We start from the raw sequence: 25,034 nt of genomic DNA, 5'->3' as shown, positions 1-25,034 counted from the left end.
GGGACGATAAAATGACGAAACGAAAGTTATGGCAGTTGTTATGGCGCCACTATCGCACGTTGTTATTAACGGCGGGCGGTGTCTTACTACTAGTAGGCATAAAGGAAGGCTACAGTATTGCCCATAATCCGTCACGGTATGTTGCACAAAATGTCAGTAGTTTTGCGTTGATGGAAGCCACTCATCTTCGGATGGAAACGGTGGTCGCCATCATCGTTAGTCTGGTGCTAGGAGTCGCACTATTCTTAAGCGATAATTTCACGAATTTTAATCAATATTTATTTAGTTTGCCGGTCGCTCGAAAGCAAATTTATCGGCGTAAGATCGGGTTACTTATTGGGATGTTGGTCAGCGCATACATGTTGGCGGAAGCTGTTTTTGGACTGATTGCTTGGCGCGTGTTGGCTAAACAGCAGGTGCGGATTGATTGGCTTACGACATTGTATGAAGAACTTGGAATCCTGGCAGTAATGTTAGTGTTTGGATTATTAGCCGCTACGTTCGGGTTATGGGTTGGCCATATCTTTGCGAGTGCGCTTGCGACATTTGTCTTCGTTTGTAGCTTGCCCTTTGCATATGATGGCTTGATCAATCTTGCTGCAGGATTAACGAAGCTTAAATATGAGCAGGTGGATGTTTTAGGTCAGCTGCCGAGCTGGAAACCCGGGGGCTTACTAACCACTTGGGTGATTTGTGGTGTTATCGGTGGCGGCCTGTATTTGCTTAACCGCTGGGCGTTTGAGCATTTATCTTTGGAAAATAGTGGGGATTTTTTCCGCTTTCCGCAGTGGCGCGGAGCCGTCCTGGGCTTTTCAATTATTTATCTAATTGTTGCAATTTGCTGTTCACAATTTGGTAACGGTGTTTTAGGGTTGCTAACGGATAACTATCATGCGCATATGCCATTATCGACTGGGATTATAATGGCGCTGGTCGTTGCCTATCTAACTTGGAGTTTGGGGCGGTGGTTTCTGTACCGACCGGATCGTTTTCGCGATGCGTGGACGGTTAAGAAGTTGGCTTAACTTGGTCATAAATCTAAAATGCGCCCGTTGAAGTTAAGCAGACTGACTTCAGCAGGCGCATTTGTTAGCGGCAATTTTAAATTTATTATCCTGATTGATGAAACTTTAGCGAATCTTAGTTAAGCGTTTTGCAACGGTCTTAATATTTAGTAGATCCCAATCTTCCAAGTTGTGTGAAATCGAGTTATGCCCCCATGTTCCACAACCGAGTGTTAAGGATGGTGCGACGTTATCATATTTATAACCAATGGCACCTTGTGAAGACGGCACGTTGATCAATGCTCGACAAGCAGTCATTTCTAAGGCAAACTTGTTCATAACAGCTTCGTCAGTCGTATGCAAGGCGGCCGTATGTCCCAGTCCGCCAAGTGCTAGGCTGCGTTTCATCAGGTTGAAGCCGGCCTCAGTATCCTTGGCATGAACGACGGCGAGGACTGGTGATAACTTTTCTCGTGATAAGACTTGGTCACCACCGATGCTAGGCAACTCAACTGCTAATACTTTGGTATCGGATGGGACATCAAAGCCAGCCCACTGAGCGATTTGCCATGGCGTTTGCCCAGCTACTTTCGGGTCAACAGCCTGTTTATCCAGGTTCATGACAGTTGCTTCTAAGGCCTTGAAGTTCTCGGTACCGACAAAGTACACACCGTTGTGACTTAATTCACGTTTAACTTGATCATAGATTTGATCAGCAACGATTAAGTTTGATTCGGAAGCACAGATCATGCCGTTGTCGAATGACTTGGAAGTGACGACATCACTGACTGCCTGTTGAATGTCTGCGGTTTGCTCGATGAAGCATGGCACGTTACCAGGGCCAACACCGAGTGCCGGTTTACCAGTTGAATACGCGGTCTTGACCATGCCGGCACCGCCAGTTGCAATAATGGTAGCGACGCCCGGATGGTTCATCAAGGTGTTGGTTGCTTCAAGGCTAGGCGTCTTGATCCACTGAATCCAATCCTTAGGAGCGCCAGCGGCAATAGCAGCATCGCGGATGATTCGGCCAGTTTCAACACAAGATTTTTGTGCAAAGGGATGGAAACCAAAAATAATGGGATTGCGAGTCTTTAATGCTAACATGGCATTGAAAATGACGGTTGATGTTGGGTTGGTAACTGGGGTGACCCCCGCAATAATTCCAACTGGTTCAGCAACTTTCATCACGCCACTGACTGGATCGTCATTAATGATACCGACCGTCTTGTCATCCTTGATGTAGTTATAAACGTTTTTGGCTGCAAAGTCGTTCTTCGCAACTTTATCACGATAATTTCCGCGACCCGTTTCTTCGACGGCCATAGCGGCCAGCATGCCACGAGCAGCGTGGGCAGCGCGGGCCATGGCAGCGACAGCCTGATCAACTTGACTTTGGTCCATGACTTCAAGACGGTTGGCAGCTAACGAAGCATTTAAGACTAACCGATCGATTGAACGTGATACGGTTGTTTCTTCCATTTCTTTCAGCATTCACGGTTCCTCCTATGCAAAATCAACTTGTTTCTTATTTCACAATCACTATTATAAATACTTTTTCACAAATGTAAATAGCTAATATTTAATTTCATAAATTGCTTTTGAAACACTATAATTATTGATTTAATAGCGTATATAAATGTAAATAAACTGTTCGCTTACATTTTCACCGAACGGATTGCTGTTATAATATTCACAATTAATTATTGATTAAATTCGAAGCAACTTTTGGCTTGATCTGTAACTGATTTTATATAAATGGAAGGGTTTACAAACGGGCGGTTGTCAAATAAGCAAGAATTGACGGGGAATCGTTGGTTAATAAATATGACAAATCGGTTATCACTCCTATGTAAAATGTGCTAAAATGAATGTGATTCAAAAATCGTATCTCTTAATTAACCTAGGAGGGTTATTTTATGTCATTTGTAAATGCTGTTGATATGACACAAGACGCATACAAGAACCATTATGCTATTGGTGCGTTCAACACAAACAACCTTGAATGGACTCGTTGCATCTTGAAGGGTGCTCAAGACACTAACACCCCAGTTATTATCCAAGTTTCAATGGGTGCTGCTAAGTACATGGGCGGCTACAAGCTCGTTATGGACTTAGTTGCTGATGAAATGGAAAGCATGAACATCACTGTTCCTGTTGTTATGCACTTAGACCACGGTAACTACGAAGCTGCCAAGGAATGTATCGAAGTTGGTTACTCATCAGTTATGTTTGATGGCCATGACCTACCATTTGCCGAAAACTTAGAAAAGACTAAGGAAATCGTCAAATTAGCTCATGCTAAGGGCATCTCTGTTGAAGCCGAAGTTGGTTCAATTGGTGGTGAAGAAGACGGTATCATCGGTGAAGGTGAATTAGCTGATGTTGAAGAAGCTAAGACTTTAGCTGCTACTGGTATCGACATCTTAGCCGCTGGGATTGGTAACATCCACGGCAAGTACCCAGAAAACTGGACTGGCTTACACTTCGATCGTCTTCAAGAAATCTCAGAAGCCGTTAAGATGCCATTGGTACTTCACGGTGGTTCTGGTATTCCTAAGGACCAAATCGTTAAGGCTGTTGAATTGGGTATTAGCAAGGTTAACGTTAACACCGAAAACCAAGTTGCTTTTGCCAATGCAACTCGTGCTTACATCGAATCTGGCGCAGACCAAATCGGTAAGGGCTACGACCCTCGTAAGTTATTGGCACCTGGTAAGAAGGCCATCGTTGATGTTGTTACATCACGGATTGGCTGGTTCAAGACTCCAGCTGTTAAATAATTGGATTTTTGATTCAGAAAAAGTCGACTCTTCGGGGTCGGCTTTTTTCCTGCGCTTTTTTGGGGAACTTGGTACTGACTTACCACCTGGGAGTGCCAGTGTCAGTGTACCCTTTTCTGGTTGCTATTATCGGGGAACCAATTGTAGCGTGATTTTTAATTTTGCGGTTTGTTAAAATAATCGTAACTTAATGGGATGCTGTTGGTATCCAATTGAATGAAGGAAAAAGTGAGGTCAGTGATTCTCGAATGCCGAGGGTCACTGACCTCATTTTGGTGTTAAGAACGGATAACTAAACATTAATCGCGTCTTGCAATTGCTGCTCATTGTAAAAAATTAATACGATAAACATCACCACGTAAAGTAATAATGGTAACCACGCATAGTTCAGGGTAATCATATGCTGAGTGGCGATATTTTGCGCATGATTGGCCGTGTAGCCGCTTAGATGAAAGAGTCCGGCGGTGACTAGGCCACCAAGTCCTAAGCCGACATTGACGCCGAAGTCATCAGTAGAGGCTAAAATACCTTCTGCTTGAATGCCAAGCGCCGTGCCATAACGGATCGTATCAGCAATCATGATTGAGACCAAACCAATGATGAGACCGTTACCGACAGCATTGATCAACGTACCACCGAAGACGAAGGCCAGTTGATTGATGGCTGTCCCGAGACCGAGGATCAGTTGCCCCACAGCGGCGATTGCGATACCCGCCAACATGGTATTCTTTTTCCCGTGGTGGTTGGCTAGCCGGACAATTAAGATGACCCCGATCAGTGACGCAAACGTAAAGCCGTTAACGACTGGCACTAAGTCCTCACGCTGAATCAAGTATTTAAAGTAGTAGATGGTCGTTTGATTCTTGATGGCAGTTGTTAACCAATACAGTAAAATCACGCTGGATAAAATAAACCACGGCTGGTTTTGCTTGAGCATGCCCCACACCGCACTGAGTGATTGGTGCGGACGCTCAGGTTGACTAAAGCGTTCCTTGACTTGGAAGAAGGTGTTGAGGATCAGGACCAACGAAATAATGCCAAATAGAACGATTGTCAGTAAAAAACCTCGTTGCTGATCACCCTGACCAAATAAAGCAACTAGTGGCAAGGTGAAGACAGCGACGATAATTTGAACGCTACTACCGAAGAATTGACGAATCACGCCTAGTAAGGTTAATTCACGTTCATTCTGGGAGAGTGCTGGTAAAATCGATGTGATTGGTAGGTTGACGGCGGTATAGAAGAATCCTAACCCTAAATAGGTCACATAAGCCCAGACGAGTTTACCAGTTGCTCCGAAATTCGGGGTCACAAAGGTCAAAACGGCGAACAAGACGTAGGGTAACGCGTACCATAAGAAAAACGGGCGGCTTTTACCGAAGCGCGAATGGGTATGGTCAATCATGACGCCGATAATCAGACTTTCAACGACATCGGCTAAGCGCGCAACGACAAATAAAATCGCCGCTGCACTCGTGGATAGGCCGTAAACATCGGTATAGAAGAATAATAAGTATGTGGTCATCATCTGAAAGACTAAGTTATCCGCGGCATCACTGAGCCCATAACTAATTCGTTCCGGCCAAGCTGTTTGCCAAGGTTGTTTCAATATTAACACCTCTAAGTATGGTTTTGCACAATCTAATTCTAACCTAGTTGCACGCTTAAACCTAACGGAAAGGTTTACAAAATTGATTAGGTCTTAGATTGATCAGAAAAAAGCCTGCAGGTGGCGTTCGTCAACCTGCAGGCTGTGCATTGTTTGTCCTGATTAAAAGCTACTTAGTTGTTAATTTGCTGACCTTGGTGAGTGCTGGGATTAAGCCCAAGCTATCTAACGTTTGGTTTGGTAAAACAACGGTGTTGGCATTGCCGTCCGCTAAGGCTTTGACAGCTTCCGTGTTTTGGAAGATAAAGTAGTTTTCGGATGATTGTGACAAGGCTTCGTTTAAGATCCGCGTCCGGTAAGCATCAGCATCTGCTTCAGTTTGAACGGCTGTTGCTTTCGCCTTTGCACTATTCACTAAAGCTTCGTTTTGGGCTTTGTTGGTGGCTAATAAGGCCCGGTTATTGGCTTCATTTTCCAGTGTGATTGACTTACTCTTACCTTCAGCAGTTGCGATGGTGGCATCCCGTTCCCGCGTAGCTTGCAGGAGTTTATTCATGGAAGCCTGAATATCTGCCGAAGGGTTAACGGAATCAATATTGACCCGGTCAACATTTAAACCGTAGCCCGCCGTAACGGAGGAGATCTCCTTGAAGAGGGCGGCATTGATTTCTTGCGTCCCATTCAGGACTTCGTTTAATTCTTTGTTCCCAATGATACCACGCAGTGCCGCGCGGGTATCTTGAATCATACTACGAACGGAGTCTTCGTTTTTAAAAACGAAGTCTTCAATATTAGTGACGTGGTACTTAAGCGAAATCTTAACTGAGATTTCAGCGTTATCTTTGGTGATAACGACTTGTTGATTAAGATCAACGGGTGTCTGAGCCGTGTTAACGGTGATGACACGTGAGATGAACGGTTTAATAAAGTGAAAGCCGGAACTAATGACGCGCTCGAACTTTCCAAATGTTAAGACGACACCTTGGTTCGGTTGGGTGATGATGCGGATGGAAGCGATTAGGACTAAAACGACCAGTAGAATGACAATAATTGCAACGATGATACCTACCATAATAATTTCCCCCTATTGTTGTGGTGCGATAATCGTTACCGTTAGACCATGAGCACTGACGGCCGTGATTTCAACGGTATCGCCGATGTGCAGTGGTGTTGCGGCGTGCAAATGGTACAAGATGCCATAGAATGCGACGCCGTCAGTTAGATCGGTCGGTTTGATAATGAAACGCTGACCGATTAAGCGCTGATCTAAGTATCCCTCTTGCATAGATGACCCACCTTTAATGTGATAATAATTAAATTATATGCTGTTTTTGGTTAGATTGATAGGGCCGTTATAAAATAGTGGGTGAGTTTTGGATTGTTGATAAAGTATGGCGATAAATGGTGAATTCATGCTGCATATCGCCCAGTAGCTATTGAATAAGCTCGTTTTAGAGGGCGGTTCAGTAATACGGGATTGGCGAGTTAAAGGGGTGCTTGAAGTATTTAAGCCGACAAAAAAACCTTCGTACGGGAATACGAAGGTCAAAAGGAGTAGGTCAGCATATGACGGGGAATCATATGCTGATAACTTGATGAGCGTTTATTCATATAAGCGGGGGGACGTTCACATGCCGCTCATCAAGCTGTCAAAGTTGTTACGCTTTGACGGATTTCATTACTTTGGAGGAGTAAATGAAAAGAATGTTAATTATTATAGTAGCAATCTTGGAGGGGGATCCTTAATTGCTATAGATACATATTAACAACGAATTGTGAAGAAAATGTGACGATGATTTTTCAAATTTAAGAATTATTGATTAGATTACGAAAAGATTTATGACTATTGATAAATTTATCGGCAATTAAAATTGCGTAAGAATTATCTGTCAGCGCTTTCGCAATGGTGGCTTTTTAAATTAGAGCGTGTATCATTAATAATGATCACGGAAATTAAAGACAGGAGATGCTTGCATGTACGAACAAGCTTGTACCACAATTTTAGTTGGGAAGAAGGCGACCGTTGATGGTTCAACGATGATTGCCCGCAATGATGATACGTTTATGCCGATTACACCGCAAAAATTTATCGTCCATCCCGCCGTTCATGGTCGCAACGAAACGTTAACTTCTGGGAAGAATGGCTTTACCGCACCACTTCCAGCGGATGGCTACCGTTACCAAGCTGTACCAAACATTGAAGTCGCTGAAAAGGGTGTTTTTGAAGAAAATGGCTTTAACGAAAAAAACGTTGGTGTTTCTTCAACTGAAAGTGTTTATGGTAATGAACATACGCTGACTTTTGACCCATTCGTGTCTAATGGTCTCGCAGAAGATTCATTGCCAACCATGCTCACGCCGTTCATTGATTCTGCTCGTGGTGGGGTTGAATACTTGGGCCAGTTGATCGCTAAATATGGTTCGCCAGAAGGTAACGGTGTTTTGTTCAATGATAAAGATGATGTGTGGTACATGGAGATCGTCACTGGTCACCACTGGGTTGCACAACGGATTCCGGATGATGCTTACGCGGTGGCTGCCAACCAAGTTGCGATTCAATGGGTTGATTTTGATGATCCCGATAACTTTATGTGGTCTGATGGTATTCAAGAATTTGTTGCGGAACACCATTTGAACCCTGACAAGGAAGGTTTTAACTTCCGTCATATCTTCGGTACTGATAATGAAAAAGACCGGCATTATAATACTCCCCGGGTCTGGTACGGCCAACGTTATTTCAATCCAGAGATCGAACAAGATCCACAGTCGAGTGAGCTACCGTTCATTTGTCACGCAGCCAAGAAGATTTCAGTTGCCGACGTTGAATTTGTACTGGGTTCTCATTATAACGAAACGAAGTACGATCCCTTCTTGAATACACCAGAAGCTAAAAAGTTTCGGCCAATTTCAATGAATCGGACGCAGAATTCACACGTTATGCAAGTGCGGAATGACGTACCAGCAGAACAAAGCGCGATTATGTGGATGACATTTGGGGTACCAGCTTTTGCGCCATACCTCCCATTCCATGCGAACGTTTCTGAAACTGATCCTAGTTTTGCGAACACACCACTAAAACATGATATGAATAGTGCTTACTGGCTCTACCGGACACTATCAATGATTGTTGAATCACACTATGCTGATTTCGTTCAGGATGATATTGATTATTTGAAAGAATGTCGAATCGAACTGGGTCAATTTGTGGCTGCGACCGATGAACAAGCGGCGAAGTTATCTGGTGACGAGTTAACGGCTTTCTTGACTGAACAAGATAAAGTAATGGTCGCAAAGATGCGTGATAAAGCCCAAGCTTTGATTGGTCAATTAGTCACCAAAGGTTTAACGCTCTCGAAACTAACCTATAATGTTGATATCAATCTTTAAACTTTCGTTATGACGGTATCAGCGTGTATAATTAGGTTATTAAGAGGACAAGGAGCTGATGGCAAATGGATGAAAATGTCTTATTTAATCCTGGTGACGCAATTTCAGAATCGCATGACTACAATGAAGCGCTCCGTAGTGCGGATATTTATAATGCGCGTCACGGACGTAAGCGCGGACTCATGATTGCGCGGCCGCTAGAACAGGATCACGGTTATTCGGTTTTTTACGCGGATGACTTACTGACAGCCGATACGCCAAGACCAGAAGCACGTCAATATCACGTTGAAAAGCGTATTCCAAAAGAATAGTTCAATCATCCCATGATCAGTAAAAAGGGTCATGGGATTTTTTATTTTCTAAACAGTAACCCATGATGTTGATATTGGGTTACTGTTGTTTTATAATAGCGTTTAAATTGATTAACAGGGGTGCGATGATGACGAATCGACAGACGATTAAACACCTGACCCAGACGGCGATGGTGACCGCTTTGATTATTGTATTAGGTTTCTTTCCGGGAATTCCAGTGGGCTTTATTCCCGTCCCGATTGTGTTGCAGAATATGGGCATCTTTTTAGCCGCCGAGTTACTTGGCCGCAAATATGGGACGATCGCAGTTGGATTGTTCTTAGGATTAGTGGCACTGGGACTACCCCTATTATCTGGGGGGCGTGGGGGTGCCGCGATTTTTCTCGGGCCAACGGGTGGCTATCTCGTTGCTTGGTTGCTGGCACCAATGCTGATTGGAACGTTGATCAAAATAACTCGGGCGATGACAAGTGGTTATTGGTGGCTAGAAGTTGGCATTGTCTGGTTGGCTGGTATCTTATTTGTTGATGTAATCGGTGCTAGTTGGCTAGCTGTTCAGTCTCATATGACTTTGACGGCCGCCTTGCTGTCGAACGTGGCCTTTCTTCCTGGTGACATCATTAAAGGGACTTTGGCCGTATTTATTGCCCGGCGTGTGCGGGCCATCGTTGATTTTGGATTGCCAGCTTAGTAAATAGCTAATGTGATTGGCAGGTCAGGAGGTCATAATGACAACTAAAGAACAAGTCTTAACAATTTTATTGCGTCATCATGGTGAGTGGCAATCGGGGGACCAGCTTGCCCAATCAGTTGGCTGTAGTCGTGAGAGCATTTGGAAGGCAATCAATGCTTTGAGAAAGCAAGGACACCAGATTGAGAGTCGTAAAAACCGGGGCTACTGTTATCTGGGAAGTCGTAATTTGGATGCCAAAGCCATTCAAATCTATGGGCAACGTCAATTTACGGGGTCCCTTGAAGTGGTCGCCCAGACGCCGTCCACTCAGATTCTAGCTAAGAGCTTTTTAAGTCATCATCAGCCACAGTTTGCCGCCTTCTTCGCGGACGAACAGACGGCTGGCTATGGCCGTTTGGGCCGGGACTTCTATTCACCGGCCAAAACTGGACTGTATTTTAGCTTGGTTGTTCCTAATCCCACGAATGCATTGGTCAATGTGGGTTTACTGACAACTGGTGTCGCGGTGAGTGTCTTGAATGTTTTACAGCAATTTTATCCTAATAAGAACTTTGGGTTGAAATGGGTCAATGATATTTATCTTGATCAGTATAAGGTCGGGGGCATTATCACGGAAGCAAGTTTGGAATTAGAATCGACTTCTGCAACGGCCTTTATTGTCGGTGTGGGGCTCAATTTAACGACCACCGATTTTCCACGGGAATTGCAAGCCCGTGCCCAAGCGGTCGACCCGAGCATGTCAGTGGATCGCAATCGGTTAGCAGCGGCCTTATTATCAGCACTAGTAGCGCTATCAAAACGCTACGCTACGGCCGACTTTTTGCCAGCATATCGGGCTAAATCATTAGTGTTGGGTCAACAAGTGACACTTCAAGTGGGCGATTCCGTGGTGAATGGGGTGGCTGAAGATATCGATGAACATGGTGGCTTAGTGGTCCGCATGTTGACCGGGGAGCGGCGGACATTTACGAGTGGTGAAGTGATCAGGGTAGGGTTACCAGTATGACTGAGTGGGTACCAGTGATTTACGGCATCGGTTTAGACGCTGCCGGTCGGTGCCAACATTATCACCTTGAAACTGATATCGCGGCATTGTGGTGTCGGCGATGTCAACACTATTACGCGTGTTACCGGTGCCATGATACGTTGTGCCAGCATACTTTTGTGGCCAGCGCTCCGACGGATTTAGCCGTGATGTGTGGTGCTTGTCGTTATCGAATGACGGTTGATCGGTATCATGAGGGGCAATGCCCGCACTGTCACCGGCCATTTAACCCGCGGTGTCGGTTGCATGACAAGGTTTACTTTCTAATCGATGAGAGAGAAGTACAGTCCAAGTGTCAGTAAAAGTGAGGATGGTGCTAGTTTATTCAATCTAATTTAATATTAATAAAAGTCTTGACATAATCTAACCAAAAACTCATAATGTGAAATATCATGAGAGATGAGTATCAATGGTGAGCTGGTAACAGAGAGTCGTCAAGTGCTGAAAGATGACCCAGCAAGCGTTGAGAAGATGGTCTTTCCTAATGAACGATCGGTGAGCAGTGATGTTAAGTGGTCGCGGTTAATGCCCGTTAGCGCAGCAGTTAGTTCTGCATGAGTTGGTGTCCAAATGGGTGCTATTAAGGTGGTACCGCGGCGAAAGTCGTCCTTGTTATAAGTTATAACAGGGACGACTTTTTGTCATGTAAAAAAGTGAGAAACGGGGTATGGAAGATGAGAAGAAATACAAAGTGGTTGTTAGCTTTAGGTGGCATTATTGTTGTTTTGGTGGCTATCGTGGGGTTCAGCCGTGCCAGTAGTTCACAAGCAAGTCAGGGTAAGTTGACAACGGTCAAGATTGGGGTTGCTCCGGGGCCTTATGGTGATATGGCGACTAAAGTTATCGGCCCATTACTTGAGAAAAAGGGGTATAAAGTTGTTACAAAGGAATTCAACGACTACGTTCAACCGAATAAGGCACTGAATTCTGGGGAAATTGATGCTAATTTATTTCAACATACGTTGTATCTGAAGACCTTCGCTAAAGCTAATCACTTGAAGTTATCGGCCATTGGCGAGACGCCCACGCTGGGGATGGGGATTTACTCGAAGAAGATCACGGCACTATCAGATTTGAAGTCCGGTGATACAGTCTCGCTACCGAATGATCCGTCCAACTTAGCTCGAGCACTACAACTCTTAGCGGCGCAAAAACTAATTACTTTGAAGAAAAATATCAACGTCGCAACGGCTAGTACGGCGGATATTGTGACTAATCCGCACCAGTTGAAGATCAAGACCTTGGATGCAGCCCAGTTACCACAGTCGATGAGTAACGTGACGATTGCTTTGATTCCCGGTAATTATTCCTGGAATGCTAAGTTGAAACCATCGAAAGCGCTGGCACTTGAAAAGCTCAAGGAAGATTACAAAGAAGTCTTTGTTGTCAAGACGAGTCAACGCAATTCTAAGTTCGGCAAAGCTGTCAAAGCGGTTCTCAAAAGTGCTGCTTTTAAGCAGGCGATTGCAAAGTCGGAATTTAAGGATTTCGATAAACCAGCTTCATGGCAATAGGAGGTCAAGGGCATGAGTCAGATTGAATTAAAACATATTGATGTGACGTTTCAGCAGAAGAAGCGGACGGTGCACGCTGTTAAGGATGTCTCACTAACCATCGAGAAAGGTGAAATCTTTGGAATCGTGGGGTTGTCGGGGGCAGGTAAGTCAACTTTAGTCCGAACAATCAATTATTTGCAGGCACCGAGTCAGGGACAAGTGATCGTAGATGGTCATGATTTGACCAAAGCTAATGCGCGTCAGATTGCGTCCGTGCGGCGTAAAATTGGCTTCATCTTTCAAAATTTCAACCTGATCGGTAATCGAACGGTTGCACAGAACCTGGCGTTTGCCCTGACAGCGGGCGGCTATCCTGAAAAAGCGCAGCCTGCGCGTATTCAAGATTTGCTAACGTTAGTGGGACTTGCAGATCGTCAAGACAATTACCCGGCACAGTTGTCTGGCGGTCAAAAACAACGCGTTGGTATTGCACGGGCGCTCGCCAATGATCCGGATGTCTTATTGTGTGATGAAGCGACCAGTGCGTTAGATGTTGAAACAGCCGAAGAAATCATTCAGATTCTGAAAGACATCAACCGGCGACTTCATATTACGATCGTCTTTATTACCCATCAATTGGAAGTGGCCAGAAGCTTGTTTGACCGGGTCGCTGTCATGGAGGCGGGCCAATTAGTGGAGCAATCGAGCACGTATGACCTGTTCGCAGCGCCCCAGTCCGATATGGGGCAACGGCTTGTCAACCGGTTCCTAGATACACAACTGCCGACAAGAGTCGCTGCACAGCTCGCACGCGCAGATGGTCAGTTATTAGCATTACGTTATCGTGGTAGTGATTCACTAACCCCGATTATTACTGAAATCGCCAAGGCAACGGATATTGATATTAACATTATTCAGGGACGGATCGAGTTTATTCAAGAACGGGCCATTGGGGTATTAGCCGTTTATTTGACGGGTACCACTCAGGCCGTTAAGCAAGCGATTGCGCTATTTCAGCGACGCGTCGATTATGTGGAGGAGGTGCAAGTAAATGAATGAAACTTGGACTATATTACAGCAAAATCTCGGAACAGCATTGTGGGACACGGCTAAAATGGTCTTTATCTCAGGCTTTATCGGAATCGTCTTTGGTACCATTATTGGATTAGGACTGTATTACTATTCTAATCCGCTATTTGCCTCGCACCCGCTTATCAACAGTGTGGCCGGTTTTATTATTAACGCGATCCGCTCGCTGCCATTTTTGATTTTAATGGTTGTCTTGATTCCGTTCGCCAAATTAGTGGCTGGTGATCCCTATACACCACTTGGTGGCGCAGTATCATTGTCGGTAGCCGCTATTCCATTCTTTGCCCGGCTAGCCGAAGGGGCCTTTGCCGAAATCGATGCGGGCGTTGTTGAAGCAGCACGCTCAACTGGTGCGAGCTTCTGGCTGACTTTTCAGGAAGTCCTATTTCCCGAAGCATTGCCGGCACTCATCCGTGGCGTTGTTTTGACCTTGATCAGTTTGCTAGGCTATTCGGCCATGGTCGGAACGATTGGTGCTGGTGGAATTGGGGACTTAGCGATTCAATACGGCTATAACCGTTATAATACCGGTGTATTAGTCAGTGTGATTGTCATTTTAATTGTGATTGTGCAAATTGTTCAGTGGTGCGGTGATCGACTTGCGGATCATTACACGCGTTCATAGTCAGGAAAGGAAGCATAAACATGAAGTATACGGTATTAGGTGCGGGAGCCATGGGATTACGTTATGGTGTTTTATTACAAGCAGCTGGCTATCAAGTTGATTTTGTCGATACTTGGGATCAGCAGGTCCAAACAATTCAACAGCAGGGTGGTGTCTATGTTGCTCGTGATGGTCAAAACCGCCACTTGGTTCCGATTCGAATCAGCACTCCTGAGAATTACCATGGTCAACCGGATGTTCTGATTATTTTCACCAAACAAATGGGGTTGACAGAGATTTTGTCACGATCAGCACACTTCTTCAATGACCAGCAATACGTGGTTACCGCTATGAATGGTATGGGCCACATTGAAAAAATCAATCAATACTTCAAGCCTGAGAAGGTGTTGGGCGGGACGGCCTTGATTGGGACGGTCTTAAAGCAAGCTGGTGATGTCGACTTTATCGGGGCGGCAAACGCTGGTTCAATGAATATTGCAAATCAAACGGAACAACCTGACGAAATGACCCATCAAATCGTTGCCGAATTTACTAAAGCACACCTGAATCCGACTTTGACGACGAACTTTTTAGGTACCTTATTGGCAAAGGTGATTTTTAATTCCGTTATCAACACGTTGTGCACGATGTTCCAGATTCAAATGGGCGAGTTTATTCAGTCGCCAGTAGCTCAAAAGTTAGGCCGGCAACTGATTGATGAAGCGTTTGACGTTTGTGAACGGGCCGGGATCACGTTACTGAATACTCGAGAAGAAGAGTGGCAGACGATTGAATACGTTAGTCGAGAGACGAATCCGTTGCACTTTCCGTCAATGTATCAAGATATAACAAAACACCGACTCACTGAAGTTGATTATATCAATGGTTATCTCTATGATTTAGGGGTGCAATACCACTATGAAGCTAAGACCCATGATTTTTTGCGGAATCTTGTTCACTTAGCCGAATTTGCTGGGACGTTTGATATTACGAGCCTGAAACCATTGACAGAAGGGAAGCACTAATTTTGAAATTTGAAGAGTCCAAAATTTTGCAGCAATTACCAAAACAGTTTTTTGCGAATCTGGTCAAAAAGGTCAATGCCAAAGCGGCGGCCGGTGCGGATGTGATTAATTTAGGTCAAGGCAATCCTGACCAACCAACCCCTGAGTTTGTTGTTAAAGCAATGCAGACTGCAACTGCCAATCCCGCGGATCACAAGTATTCGTTGTTTCGAGGTTTGCCGCGATTCAAACAAGCCGCGGCTGATTTTTACGAACGCGAGTACGGTGTGAAATTAGACCCGGAGACTGAGATTGCGGTTTTGGGTGGCAGTAAGATTGGGTTGGTCGAGTTACCCTTTGCCTTACTAAATCCGGGCGATACAATGATTTTACCTGACCCCGGTTACCCAGACTATTTATCTGGTATTACGTTGGCACAGGTGAAGTTGGCTTTACTACGGTTAACAGCGGACAATCATTTCTTACCGGATTATCAGCAGGTTGATCCACAAGTGGCTGCGGCGGCCAAGCTGTTGTACCTGAATTACCCGAATAATCCCACTGGTGCTGTTGCAACGTCGCAGTTTTTTCAAGACACGGTGGATTTTGCAAATGAACATCAGATTGGTATCGTTCATGACTTTGCTTATGGTGCAATTGGGTTCGATGGTCAGCGACCAGTGAGCTTCCTACAGACACCGGGGGCTAAAGACGTTGGAATTGAGATGTACACGTTATCTAAGTCCTTTAACATGGCAGGTTGGCGCGTTGGTTTTGCCGCTGGTAATGCTGACATGATTGAAGCCTTAAATTTGATTCAGGATCATCTGTTTGTCAGCGTCTTTCCGGCCATTCAAGATGCAGCGATTGCAGCCTTGAACAGTGACCAACAGACGGTCCACGAACTGGTTAGACTGTATGAACGACGCCGTAATCAGTTCTTTACGGCAGCCCGCAAGATTGGGTGGGAGCCCTACCCATCAGGGGGCTCATTTTACGCTTGGATGCCAGTCCCTGAAGGGTATACCAGTGAAGCATTTGCCGATTTGCTGTTGGATAAAGCGGCGGTTGCGGTGGCGCCAGGCAACGGCTTTGGCGCGGGTGGCGAAGGCTATGTGCGCGTTGGCCTCTTGATTGATGAACCCCGCTTCACGGAAGCCTGTCAGCGAATTGCAAAACTGCACTTATTCGATCGTTAGGATGACCTCTTAGCATTAATGATGACAGTCAGTTACTTGCTTAGCATAATTCATGCAACGGGGGCGCAACTCGTTCTTGATTGCTTGGAAATATTGAGCTGTAATAACGGTATCAAAATAACGCAACTGGCATGTGAATGCCAGTTGCGTTATTTTGATTCGAGGTATTGAATTATTATAAATTACCGGTGCTCTTTAACCGCTTCTCTAACAGGTACGCGTCCATGTACCCAAAGGATAATTCAACGACCTGATCGAGTTCGATCATCGTGCCAACATGATTAATTTGATTATCATCATCCACGTTATAGAAGATGAAGTGCCCGTTCGTTAACGTTCCCGGATAGCCAGTCATTGCTGGCAACATGGGGTTTTCTGTCGTGATGTGAACGAGGTTATTGAAAGTTGCGGCTTGTCGCAAAATTGAATCAAAAAGATCAGTTGTGGCGTCAAATAACCGTTCGTCGTTTAAGACGGGTTGAACATTTAACTCATACTGGCGATTTAATTCAATAAAGCCACGCATCGTTTGTAAATAGTCGGACTGGGTTGTCACCGATTCAATTAGTGAACGGCGACAAAGAGTGTAGCCCCCAAATTGGCCCGTCATATCGATCAGATTGAGCAGGACACTATCAGCGTTCAATGCGTTAATGAAGCCAACAAAGAACATGTCAGACCCGTCCGCTGACCGAATTGCAATCAGTTGGTGCTCATTTAAGGCGTTGTTTAAATTATGATCAACGTCGTCAAACTCGCTAACTTTGATGGTTGCTCGATGCGTATGGATGGTCTTGACAAAGGCGCTTTCCAATAAGAGCTCATTGCCGCAGAACTCTAAGATCTGAATAGCAGCCAATGGAATTTCCTGTTGCCCGTTGTTTTTAAAGTTAAATTTGTCAAAAGTTTTAAAGGTAATCGTTTGGTCAGTGACTTGTTGGACCTGACCTTCTAAATAATTTTCGTTGTCTTCGAGGACTAGTAGCACAACTTGATGATCGGTTTGGGCTTGGGTGACTAACTGTGTTAGGACTGGCCGTTGATCGTCTAAAGCTACGGTTGGTTGTGGCACACTGTTCAAACCTTCAGTAGTTGCATTTTCAAGGCGAAAGGCCATGTTATCAAGGTCTTCACTCATCATTTCAACTTCATCAATGACGTCGTAGCGCATGAAGACGGCGCCGTCCTGGAGCCCAGCATCATCGTAAGTATTCACGACAACGCCATCAGGTGCCAGACGGTCGATGTAGCCGGTGTAAACCACTTCGCTATTGGCTTGATATAGGTTGATGAGGTGAACCTGTTGTGCGGCTAATTGTAAATTCTCAATAATTGAACTCATCGTGTCTAACCCCCTTAGTTAATGTTCCCTCATCATAGCACTTTTTGAGGTGAAGACGCCATTATAAGTCATTATTCAGCTGGTTTGGTAAGTGTGTTATGACTAGGTAAGTAAACGGATGCTCACGTGCTATTCAGGTCGCTCATCTCATTAGAAGGGCCTTGTTCTGCAAATTTAAAACCGTTTTCGCTTGCACCCGGACGCTGTCACCGGCATTGAGTGCGGCTGTTTGGTATGTGTGCAACACAACACGGTGCTGGTCATCGCTACATAAAAAATAGTGTTCCGATGATGCGTTCACAGCTAGTGATCTTAAAGTGCAATTCGATATTCAAATGATGATTGCCAAAATAAACGCATACGGTTTTTTTAAAACACAACAAATGTAAGGGCTTTCTTTACTTGTGAAATAGGAGTATCGGTCAATAAGTATCTATTGATAATAGGTAAATATTTAATAAAAAATGTTATTTTCGGTGCTATTAACGAGGTTTATCGTTATAATGTAGTCTGCGGTTTATCTTGACCGTAAATCTGTCATGACCTTTCAAGAGGCGCTTGATCGTGTTGCGACATACATTTAAGGAGTGCACTATGTTTACGATGTTTAAGACGATTGGCGATCAGTTCGCCAATTTCAAGATTATTCGGCGAATGGCGAAGTATGATGATCGGGCCACATACCAAAGCCATTACCTTGGGTTAGCGTGGGAATTTCTAAACCCACTGATTCAAATCGGAATTTATTACTTAGTATTCGGGGTCGCGTTAAAACGTGGCGATCCGATGCCAGGAATCCCGTATTTACCATGGATGGTTGTCGGGATTGCACCATGGTTATACATGAACAAAACGACGCTGGACGCGTCTTCTAGCATTTATCGTCAGGTTGGGTTAGTTTCAAAGATGAAATTCCCAGTCAACGTATTACCGTCAATTAAAATTTATGGTAACTTATATAGTTTCTGGACGATGATTGCTTTTGGAATCTTCCTGATGTTCGTTAATGGCATTTGGCCCTCAGTTTCTTGGATTCAATTTATCTACTACTTTGGTTGTATGATCGTATTAATGTATTCACTTGGGATTTTTAATGCCACGGTCAGTGTTCTGATTCGTGACTGGCATATCACGCTTCAATCCGTATTGCGGATGCTGTTCTATATGAGTGGGGTGCTATTTAACTTTACAACGTCTAACTTCCCCGCAGTTTTTGTGCGCCTACTAGAACTAAATCCGTTCTACTACGTGCTCAACGGAATGCGGGAATCGTTGCTTAATCGTGGTTGGATCTGGCAACAGCCTAATATCACGTTGACGATTGTCTTTTGGCTCTTCAATCTCGTTGTGATTCTGACTGGAACGTATCTCTATAACAAGTTCCGTTCGAACTTTGTGGATTTGATTTAGGAGGCGGAACTGATGGAAAATCAATATAAGGTTGAATTGCATAATGTCACTAAAGAATATGATTTATATCGTAGTAACAACGATAAGTTAAAACACTTTTTTAACATTGGTAATGTTGATGTCCCGCGGTTTTGGTCGCTAAAAGGGGTCAGCTTAAACGTTAAACCAGGTGAAGCGTTGGGTATTATCGGAATCAACGGTTCTGGTAAGTCAACGATTTCGAATATCATTTCGGGAATCATTCCTCAAACGACTGGGACAGTGGATGTGCACGGTGATACGTCCATTATTTCAATCGGAGCCGGCTTAAAGTGGAATTTGACCGGTGATGAAAACATTCGGTTGAAAGGACTCATGCAAGGGTTGAGTATTAAAGAGATCCAAGCGGTTCGTGATGATATTGTTGATTTCGCGGATATTGGTGATTTTATTGGTCAACCAGTTAAGGACTATTCGACCGGGATGCGGTCACGATTGGGATTTGCGATTGCGGTGCATATCAATCCCGACATCATGATTATTGATGAAGCACTATCGGTTGGTGATGACACCTTCTATCAAAAATGTGTGGATAAGATTATGGAATTCAAGAAGCAAGGGAAGACTATTATCTTTGTCAGCCATAATTTACGGCAAGTAGAATTGCTTTGTGACCGGGTCGCTTGGATGCACTTTGGGGATCTTTTAGAAGTCGGCGAGACCAAGGAAACTGTTGATCATTACCGGAAATTTTCTAAGGATTTCAAAGCGCAAACGGCGGCTTATCGTAAGAAGTATCAGGTCGGTAAGAAGAAGGAACAAGCGGACTTTGACATTGTCGCTTATGAACGACAATTAGTCGAAGAAAAGGCTAAGGATAGCGATAAGAGTAAGCAGGCAGTTAGCCGTCAAGTTCATCGGACGCTATACAAGCAAATCTTGCCAGAAAAGATGACGATTGCCACCAAGCTCGTCATGTTAGTGGCAATTGTCCTGTTCGTCTTCTTTGCGTTAGTGAATGTTTCAGGTCACTCGGTTACTTCGGCGATTGAGAATCCGACAGTACTGTTACATCCAGTCAATCATTATATTAAAAGTCAGTCAGTCTTATTCAATAGTAAGTGACGGCGGCTGGTTAGTGGTTGCATTAAATTAACATTAATATCGATGGGTGATTGCGATGGCAATCACCCATTTTTTGTGTGCATTCAAGACGGCTTTGGTTGGAATAAAGTACAATACAACGTCGCACATTATTCGGACTGGGGGCCGCTGATGCTTTTATTCGAGGGGACGAGCTTGGGCTGACCGTACTACCGATTTGAAAGGAAAATGTCTAAACTTCAATGCACAATTTATGAGTTGGTTTCGGGTTAAATTAAGCTTGATTTTTTGTAATGCTTCAGCAATCTAGTTATATTCGTTATAAGCATTAGATTATTTTCCGCCTGGAATACCATTTGGTGGGTTATCTTAATACTAGAGCATAAAGGGGGTCATATCATGGATACGCCACTATTCTTAAATGTTGTCGCCTATGTGCTATTAATATTGGTATTACAATATATCAAATTCAAATTTCCAGACAGTACCTTTATCCGTTTCTTTCAAAAATACGGGTGGTGGTTAATTGGGCTATGTTTTGTCGCAATATTGGTGATTTTGGCCGCACCGCAATTTCAGAACCCCTTTAATGCGTTAGATGTACCGGCTATTGGGGTCATGTTAGTATTCGGGTACTTCTTTATTAAGGATAAAAAATCGAAACATAAGTGATGATTAAATGAGATAGCACCTCGAACGATGATGTCGTCCTGAGAGGTGCTATTTTTTTGCCTAAAAATCGATTTGAGAAGCACTGATGTTTAGCCGTTTTAATCTAGCATTAAACGTGAACTGGGTTATTCGGTAACGGAGGGGCATAATTAAAAAATCAGTTTGGAACCTTGCAATATATCTAAAAGATATATATACTTAACAGCGCGAAGGATTGGTGAATTTAATGTATGAATTGTTTATTTTAGGACAGTTGATGGATCATCCGATGACGGGCTACCAGTTGCGTAAAGCGCTGGTAAACGTAGTTGGTTCAGAATTAACCATTAGTTTTGGTGCGTTGTACCCGTTGCTAGATAAGTTAGCCGCGGCTGAAGAATTAACACTGGCGTTTAAGCGGACCACTAATAAACGGCCACAAAAGTTAGCCACGATAACAGCGGCTGGTCGCACGCAATTTTGGCAGTTAGTTATGACGCCAGTCGCGCTCAATAAGCAAACGCAGTTAACGTTTCAAATAAAGCTGAATTTTTTACATTTATTAAGTTGTGATCAGCAGCAAGTAATCTTGTTGGATTTTCAGCAATTTGCACGGGGACAGGTCGCACGCTTAACGGCGCAGCACAAACGGGTGATGACGAATACCCACATGCTTGCCGCTGATATTCAAGATGCGTTGATGGTCAATGAGTTACAACGGGTACGAGCCCAAGCACAATTAGACTGGCTTGACCGCCAGTTGCGCAATGGAGGGGAAGTTAAGGGATGAAAACAATGTCGTTTGCGACTGATCCACAAATTCAAAAGCATCGCTGGTGGATACTGGTTGCGGTATGTTTATTTACGTTCATGTCAACGTTAGATGGGAGTATTGTGAACATTGCCTTGCCAGTCATGAGTAAGGATTTAGCGATTCCAATGAATCAGGCGGAATGGGTCGTCTCAATTTATTTGATTGTGATTTGTGCGTTATTGTTATTATTTGGTAAATTAGGTGATATTTACGGTAAGATTCGGGTGTTTAAAATCGGGTCCTTACTATTCATTATTGGCTCATTATTGTCAGGATTCAGTGTGGGGTTGCCATTTCTACTAATTGCACGCAGTATTCAAGCAGTCGGAGCGGCAATGACGATGAGTACGAACAACGGGATTATTACCGAAGTTTTCCCGTTTAAGGAACGGGGCCGGGCGCTAGGTATGATTGGCTCATTCGTTGCATTGGGGAGTATTGCTGGCCCCGGTATCGGTGGTTTGATCCTAGCTCATTTGAGCTGGGGCTATATTTTCTGGATCAACGTTCCGGTGGGAATCTTGGCGATGATTTTAGGTGCAATGATTTTGCCAAAAGACGTTACGACGACGCAACAACCATTGGATAAGACCGGGGCGGGGCTATTTGCCGTACTCATGGTTGCACTATTTGCAGGTGTGTTTATCGGGCAACAGATTGGGTTCTTGCAGCCGGTTATCTTAGCCTTGTTTGCAGTGGCAATTGTGACGCTGATTATTTTTGTTCGCGTCGAGTTGCGCCATGAAAATCCGCTGCTAGCGCTACAATTATTTAAGAATGCCCGTTTTAGCATTAGTGTCTTATGTGCGTTATTAATTTTTATTGCGAACTTTTTCTTTAACGTGATTGCCCCGTTTTATTTAGAAAATGCTCGGGGGCTAGCGGCAAACTATGCGGGCTACGCCTTGATGGTATTCCCAATCGTACAAGTGGTGGTCGCCCCGATTGCTGGGACGATTTCTGACAAGATCGGACCGGAATTGTTAACGTTCGTGGGATTGGTCCTGATTTCAATCAGTCAAGTGGGTTACATGGTTGTGGGGCTAGCAACACCACTTTGGTTCTTCTTATTATTCGTCGGATTAGTTGGATTTGGCAATGGTATCTTCATGGCACCTAATAATTCGATCGTGATGAGTTCAGTGGCGGTCAAGGACTTGGGCGTTGCTGGCGGGATTAACGCGTTGGCACGTGAATTAGGCATGATTGTTGGAATTTCGGTTGCCACGACCGTACTATATTCGGCAATGAGTCAATCAGCGGGGTATAAGGTTACGTCATACCTGCCAGCTCACCCGGAGATCTTTATTGATGGTATGCACATTGCGTTCATGGTCTCGTTAGGGATTTGTTTAGTTGCGACGGTCATTACTGGCGGGCGGTTACTAAAACATCGACGCACGGCACCTGCCAAGTAAACATTAGCAAATCAAAAAACGTGTTGCGAGAAATCTGAGATGATTTCTTGCGACACGTTTTTATATTCTTGCATCCTTGATGTTGCTGAAAGGGGGTCTGGTTAAATCAGACTTGTTTTAAAGATCCAGGGCATAAGCTCACTGAAAAAAACTCGGATTAGCGCCGTTATGACGCCAAACTCGTCGTTTAATTCCCTAGTTAGGCTAATCCTCAGTCTTCTCCCGTCTGATTTATGCCCGCTTGTGATACTGAGCATTGATAGAAATGTGCCATGCGACTGCTTTCTCGAACGCACTGAAACCTGTGCATATTACGCCCATGATTCCGATTATCGGAATCGTTGTTGCTTATCTAGCAGTTGCGCTAACTGACCACGAAATTCATCGCTATGGTGTTGAATGTTCGTCAAGTCGTGACTCATTTGAACGGTGTAGTCAGCGACTTCGCCGTGTTCGCCTTGATCGAGTCCGAGTTCTTCCTCTTGTTCGTCAACGCGCATTCTGATGACTCGTTTCAATAGTACGATAATGACGATGCAAACGATGGTAGTAAAGCCAATGGTAAAGATCGTTGCTAATAGCTGTAATCCGAATAATTTAAAGCCGCCACCATAGAAAAGACCGTTTAGAGAAATTGTGTTATTAACGGCTTTGCTAGCGAATAGCCCAGTCATGATACTGCCGACCATGCCGGAAACACCGTGGCATCCAAAGGCATCGAGTGCATCATCGATACCTAAGCGTGGTTTGATGAACGTAATGAAGCCGTAACTAGTTAATGTGGCGATAAGGCCAATCCAAAAGGCACCAGAAATGGTGACGTAGCCACAAGCAGGTGTAATCGCAACGAGACCACAAAGGGTACCGGTGCAGACACCGACTAGGGTTGGTTTGCCCTTGGTTAGCATATCAACGACCATCCACGTCATCATGGAAGTGGCGGTGGCAACGGTCGTGGTTAAGAAGGCTTGGATGGCGATGTCGTTCATGGCAAGCGCCGAACCGGCATTGAAACCGTACCAGCCGATCCATAAAATAGCGGTCCCCAGCAATACCCATAAGATGTTATAGTGCTGGGTCATATCCTTGCCATACTTGTGGCGGGCACCTAAGAATGCTGATAAGACTAAAGCGGTGATACCGGCATTGATGTGGACGACGGTACCACCAGCGAAATCGATGACGCCAAGTTTAGCTAATAAACCGTTATCCCAAACCATATGAACCATTGGATAGTAGATGAGGAGTGACCAGAAGATGATGAAGGTTAATAAGAATTTAAAACGGATACGGCCGACCACTGCGCCAACAAATAGTGCTGGCGTGATAATGGCAAACATCATTTGAAAGATGAGATATAAACCGTTGGGAATCTTTGTCGCGGTAAGCGCGGTCAAGTCCACACCATGCAACCAAGTGGCTTTGAGATTACCGACAAAGCCACCTAAATCACCGGAAAAAGATAGTGAATAACCGAATGCGAGCCATAACAAGATTGCTAAGCCACAAATCATGAAGACGGATAACATGGTGTTAACGACATTCCGTTTGGAAACTAAGCCACCGTAGAAAAATGCTAATCCGGGCGTCATGAATAATACCAATATACTAGATAACACTAAAAACGTTGAATTTGCAGCGTTCATACTCCCAACCCCTATCCATACCATTTGATGTTAGAAATTATAACATTGATTATTGAGTGACGCACTCTTTTTTTGTGTTTAGGTTAAATATTAAACTTACAAACGGGCTTTGGTGTCATTATGGAACTGCTGATGTCAGGTTTTGTGACGCAAAACTATTGAAAACATGAGTGGACTCCTTGTAAATTCTTAGCAAAATCCGGTCAAGGTTGCTTGTTGGCAGAAATGTAGGAAGTGACTTCCAAGAGTGGTCGCGATTAGTTCGGTAATGAAAATAATTAGGCAATGGGGGGCAAGTGATTAATTATCTTAAACTAATTAGGGGAATTGGTAACTATAGTGCGTGCTATTGCTTAAGAAAATGATGATATGAAAGGTGAGGCGCTTTCAGCAATTGACCATTACTAACTAGAGCAGTAAGGTTATCACCACATAAATTAAAAG

The 25,034-nt window shown here is 44.3% G+C and carries 24 protein-coding genes; 18 read left to right on the top strand and 6 right to left on the bottom strand.

Annotated elements, in window-relative coordinates:
• The first annotated feature begins 11 nt into the window (after positions 1-11).
• On the top strand, positions 12-1,025 hold the full coding sequence (locus E5260_RS13930; RefSeq protein WP_003641902.1) for an ABC-2 transporter permease: 1,014 nt from the start codon (positions 12-14) through the stop codon (positions 1,023-1,025).
• 105 nt (positions 1,026-1,130) lie between these two features.
• On the opposite strand, the gene E5260_RS13925 is transcribed toward E5260_RS13930, so the two are convergent.
• Positions 1,131-2,498: an aldehyde dehydrogenase family protein gene (locus tag E5260_RS13925; RefSeq protein WP_003641903.1), complete on the bottom strand. Its 1,368-nt coding sequence runs from the start codon at positions 2,496-2,498 to the stop codon at positions 1,131-1,133.
• A 425-nt stretch (positions 2,499-2,923) separates the two neighbouring features.
• Between E5260_RS13925 and fba the strand changes: the two genes are divergently transcribed.
• On the top strand, positions 2,924-3,787 hold the full coding sequence (gene fba / locus E5260_RS13920; protein ID WP_003641904.1) for a class II fructose-1,6-bisphosphate aldolase: 864 nt from the start codon (positions 2,924-2,926) through the stop codon (positions 3,785-3,787).
• A gap of 292 nt (positions 3,788-4,079) precedes the next feature.
• On the opposite strand, the gene E5260_RS13915 is transcribed toward fba, so the two are convergent.
• The 3 genes from E5260_RS13915 to E5260_RS13905 all read right to left on the bottom strand — a co-directional run bounded on the left by E5260_RS13915 (position 4,080) and on the right by E5260_RS13905 (position 6,681).
• The gene (locus E5260_RS13915; protein ID WP_003643745.1) at positions 4,080-5,396 is read right to left on the bottom strand and encodes an MFS transporter; all 1,317 of its coding nucleotides are present in this window, start codon (positions 5,394-5,396) and stop codon (positions 4,080-4,082) included.
• A 169-nt stretch (positions 5,397-5,565) separates the two neighbouring features.
• Positions 5,566-6,468, bottom strand: a complete 903-nt coding sequence (locus E5260_RS13910) for an SPFH domain-containing protein (RefSeq protein WP_003641906.1) — start codon at positions 6,466-6,468, stop codon at positions 5,566-5,568.
• 12 nt (positions 6,469-6,480) lie between these two features.
• Complete coding sequence (locus E5260_RS13905) at positions 6,481-6,681, bottom strand: hypothetical protein (RefSeq protein ID WP_003641907.1); 201 nt, start codon at positions 6,679-6,681, stop codon at positions 6,481-6,483.
• Between the two features lie 689 nt (positions 6,682-7,370).
• Here E5260_RS13905 and E5260_RS13900 point away from each other — a divergent pair.
• The 11 genes from E5260_RS13900 (at position 7,371) to E5260_RS13850 (ending at position 16,226) form a co-directional block, all read left to right on the top strand.
• Positions 7,371-8,783: a C69 family dipeptidase gene (locus E5260_RS13900; protein ID WP_003641909.1), complete on the top strand. Its 1,413-nt coding sequence runs from the start codon at positions 7,371-7,373 to the stop codon at positions 8,781-8,783.
• Between the two features lie 65 nt (positions 8,784-8,848).
• Complete coding sequence (locus tag E5260_RS13895) at positions 8,849-9,094, top strand: hypothetical protein (RefSeq protein ID WP_003641910.1); 246 nt, start codon at positions 8,849-8,851, stop codon at positions 9,092-9,094.
• 128 nt (positions 9,095-9,222) lie between these two features.
• Positions 9,223-9,786: a biotin transporter BioY gene (locus E5260_RS13890; protein ID WP_003643749.1), complete on the top strand. Its 564-nt coding sequence runs from the start codon at positions 9,223-9,225 to the stop codon at positions 9,784-9,786.
• Between the two features lie 37 nt (positions 9,787-9,823).
• Positions 9,824-10,795 (top strand): biotin--[acetyl-CoA-carboxylase] ligase, encoded by a 972-nt coding sequence (locus tag E5260_RS13885; RefSeq protein ID WP_003641912.1) that lies wholly within the window; start codon positions 9,824-9,826, stop codon positions 10,793-10,795.
• Positions 10,792-11,136, top strand: coding sequence for a CHY zinc finger protein (locus E5260_RS15560; protein WP_003643751.1), 345 nt, complete (start codon positions 10,792-10,794; stop codon positions 11,134-11,136). The genes E5260_RS13885 and E5260_RS15560 overlap by 4 nt, the downstream gene beginning before the upstream one ends.
• Positions 11,137-11,233: 97 nt before the next feature.
• Positions 11,234-11,392: a hypothetical protein gene (locus E5260_RS13875; RefSeq protein ID WP_154232148.1), complete on the top strand. Its 159-nt coding sequence runs from the start codon at positions 11,234-11,236 to the stop codon at positions 11,390-11,392.
• Positions 11,393-11,508: 116 nt separating this feature from the next.
• Positions 11,509-12,348, top strand: coding sequence for a MetQ/NlpA family ABC transporter substrate-binding protein (locus E5260_RS13870; protein ID WP_003641914.1), 840 nt, complete (start codon positions 11,509-11,511; stop codon positions 12,346-12,348).
• A 12-nt stretch (positions 12,349-12,360) separates the two neighbouring features.
• A complete protein-coding gene (locus E5260_RS13865; protein WP_003641915.1) occupies positions 12,361-13,389 on the top strand; it encodes a methionine ABC transporter ATP-binding protein in 1,029 nt (342 codons plus the stop codon).
• Complete coding sequence (locus tag E5260_RS13860) at positions 13,382-14,044, top strand: methionine ABC transporter permease (RefSeq protein ID WP_003641916.1); 663 nt, start codon at positions 13,382-13,384, stop codon at positions 14,042-14,044. The genes E5260_RS13865 and E5260_RS13860 overlap by 8 nt, the downstream gene beginning before the upstream one ends.
• A gap of 20 nt (positions 14,045-14,064) precedes the next feature.
• Positions 14,065-15,048: a ketopantoate reductase family protein gene (locus tag E5260_RS13855; RefSeq protein ID WP_003641917.1), complete on the top strand. Its 984-nt coding sequence runs from the start codon at positions 14,065-14,067 to the stop codon at positions 15,046-15,048.
• Positions 15,049-15,050: 2 nt separating this feature from the next.
• Entirely contained in the window at positions 15,051-16,226 is a 1,176-nt protein-coding gene (locus E5260_RS13850; protein WP_003641918.1) for a pyridoxal phosphate-dependent aminotransferase, read from the top strand.
• A 175-nt stretch (positions 16,227-16,401) separates the two neighbouring features.
• Here the strand turns inward: E5260_RS13850 and E5260_RS13845 are convergent, their stop codons facing one another.
• Complete coding sequence (locus E5260_RS13845) at positions 16,402-17,568, bottom strand: hypothetical protein (protein WP_003641919.1); 1,167 nt, start codon at positions 17,566-17,568, stop codon at positions 16,402-16,404.
• Positions 17,569-18,162: 594 nt separating this feature from the next.
• On the opposite strand from E5260_RS13845, the gene E5260_RS13840 reads away from it, so the two are divergent.
• From E5260_RS13840 to E5260_RS13820, 5 genes are all read left to right on the top strand, one after another.
• Entirely contained in the window at positions 18,163-18,978 is an 816-nt protein-coding gene (locus E5260_RS13840) for an ABC transporter permease (protein ID WP_003641920.1), read from the top strand.
• 12 nt (positions 18,979-18,990) lie between these two features.
• Positions 18,991-20,082, top strand: coding sequence for an ABC transporter ATP-binding protein (locus E5260_RS13835; RefSeq protein ID WP_003641921.1), 1,092 nt, complete (start codon positions 18,991-18,993; stop codon positions 20,080-20,082).
• A 378-nt stretch (positions 20,083-20,460) separates the two neighbouring features.
• Positions 20,461-20,733 (top strand): hypothetical protein, encoded by a 273-nt coding sequence (locus E5260_RS13830; protein WP_003641922.1) that lies wholly within the window; start codon positions 20,461-20,463, stop codon positions 20,731-20,733.
• A 226-nt stretch (positions 20,734-20,959) separates the two neighbouring features.
• Complete coding sequence (locus E5260_RS13825; RefSeq protein WP_003641923.1) at positions 20,960-21,502, top strand: PadR family transcriptional regulator; 543 nt, start codon at positions 20,960-20,962, stop codon at positions 21,500-21,502.
• The gene (locus tag E5260_RS13820) at positions 21,499-22,944 is read left to right on the top strand and encodes an MFS transporter (protein ID WP_003641924.1); all 1,446 of its coding nucleotides are present in this window, start codon (positions 21,499-21,501) and stop codon (positions 22,942-22,944) included. Before E5260_RS13825 ends, E5260_RS13820 begins: the two co-directional genes overlap by 4 nt.
• Positions 22,945-23,273: 329 nt before the next feature.
• On the opposite strand, the gene E5260_RS13815 is transcribed toward E5260_RS13820, so the two are convergent.
• Positions 23,274-24,590 (bottom strand): ammonium transporter, encoded by a 1,317-nt coding sequence (locus E5260_RS13815; protein WP_003643760.1) that lies wholly within the window; start codon positions 24,588-24,590, stop codon positions 23,274-23,276.
• Positions 24,591-25,034: the final 444 nt, after the last annotated feature.

The organism is Lactiplantibacillus plantarum, from assembly GCF_014131735.1.
Taxonomy (GTDB): domain Bacteria; phylum Bacillota; class Bacilli; order Lactobacillales; family Lactobacillaceae; genus Lactiplantibacillus; species Lactiplantibacillus plantarum.
The sequence above is the reverse complement of the archived record's forward strand: the minus strand, read 5'-3'. Positions and strand labels throughout refer to the sequence as shown.

Coding starts and splice junctions, on each gene's coding strand:
- E5260_RS13930 (WP_003641902.1), top strand. CDS start 12: ATGACGAAACGAAAGTTATGGCAGTTGTTATGGCGCCACTATCGCACG.
- E5260_RS13925 (WP_003641903.1), bottom strand. CDS start 2,498: ATGCTGAAAGAAATGGAAGAAACAACCGTATCACGTTCAATCGATCGG.
- fba (WP_003641904.1), top strand. CDS start 2,924: ATGTCATTTGTAAATGCTGTTGATATGACACAAGACGCATACAAGAAC.
- E5260_RS13910 (WP_003641906.1), bottom strand. CDS start 6,468: ATGGTAGGTATCATCGTTGCAATTATTGTCATTCTACTGGTCGTTTTA.
- E5260_RS13905 (WP_003641907.1), bottom strand. CDS start 6,681: ATGCAAGAGGGATACTTAGATCAGCGCTTAATCGGTCAGCGTTTCATT.
- E5260_RS13900 (WP_003641909.1), top strand. CDS start 7,371: ATGTACGAACAAGCTTGTACCACAATTTTAGTTGGGAAGAAGGCGACC.
- E5260_RS13895 (WP_003641910.1), top strand. CDS start 8,849: ATGGATGAAAATGTCTTATTTAATCCTGGTGACGCAATTTCAGAATCG.
- E5260_RS13890 (WP_003643749.1), top strand. CDS start 9,223: ATGACGAATCGACAGACGATTAAACACCTGACCCAGACGGCGATGGTG.
- E5260_RS13885 (WP_003641912.1), top strand. CDS start 9,824: ATGACAACTAAAGAACAAGTCTTAACAATTTTATTGCGTCATCATGGT.
- E5260_RS15560 (WP_003643751.1), top strand. CDS start 10,792: ATGACTGAGTGGGTACCAGTGATTTACGGCATCGGTTTAGACGCTGCC.
- E5260_RS13875 (WP_154232148.1), top strand. CDS start 11,234: ATGAGTATCAATGGTGAGCTGGTAACAGAGAGTCGTCAAGTGCTGAAA.
- E5260_RS13870 (WP_003641914.1), top strand. CDS start 11,509: ATGAGAAGAAATACAAAGTGGTTGTTAGCTTTAGGTGGCATTATTGTT.
- E5260_RS13865 (WP_003641915.1), top strand. CDS start 12,361: ATGAGTCAGATTGAATTAAAACATATTGATGTGACGTTTCAGCAGAAG.
- E5260_RS13860 (WP_003641916.1), top strand. CDS start 13,382: ATGAATGAAACTTGGACTATATTACAGCAAAATCTCGGAACAGCATTG.
- E5260_RS13855 (WP_003641917.1), top strand. CDS start 14,065: ATGAAGTATACGGTATTAGGTGCGGGAGCCATGGGATTACGTTATGGT.
- E5260_RS13845 (WP_003641919.1), bottom strand. CDS start 17,568: ATGAGTTCAATTATTGAGAATTTACAATTAGCCGCACAACAGGTTCAC.
- E5260_RS13840 (WP_003641920.1), top strand. CDS start 18,163: ATGTTTACGATGTTTAAGACGATTGGCGATCAGTTCGCCAATTTCAAG.
- E5260_RS13835 (WP_003641921.1), top strand. CDS start 18,991: ATGGAAAATCAATATAAGGTTGAATTGCATAATGTCACTAAAGAATAT.
- E5260_RS13830 (WP_003641922.1), top strand. CDS start 20,461: ATGGATACGCCACTATTCTTAAATGTTGTCGCCTATGTGCTATTAATA.
- E5260_RS13825 (WP_003641923.1), top strand. CDS start 20,960: ATGTATGAATTGTTTATTTTAGGACAGTTGATGGATCATCCGATGACG.
- E5260_RS13820 (WP_003641924.1), top strand. CDS start 21,499: ATGAAAACAATGTCGTTTGCGACTGATCCACAAATTCAAAAGCATCGC.
- E5260_RS13815 (WP_003643760.1), bottom strand. CDS start 24,590: ATGAACGCTGCAAATTCAACGTTTTTAGTGTTATCTAGTATATTGGTA.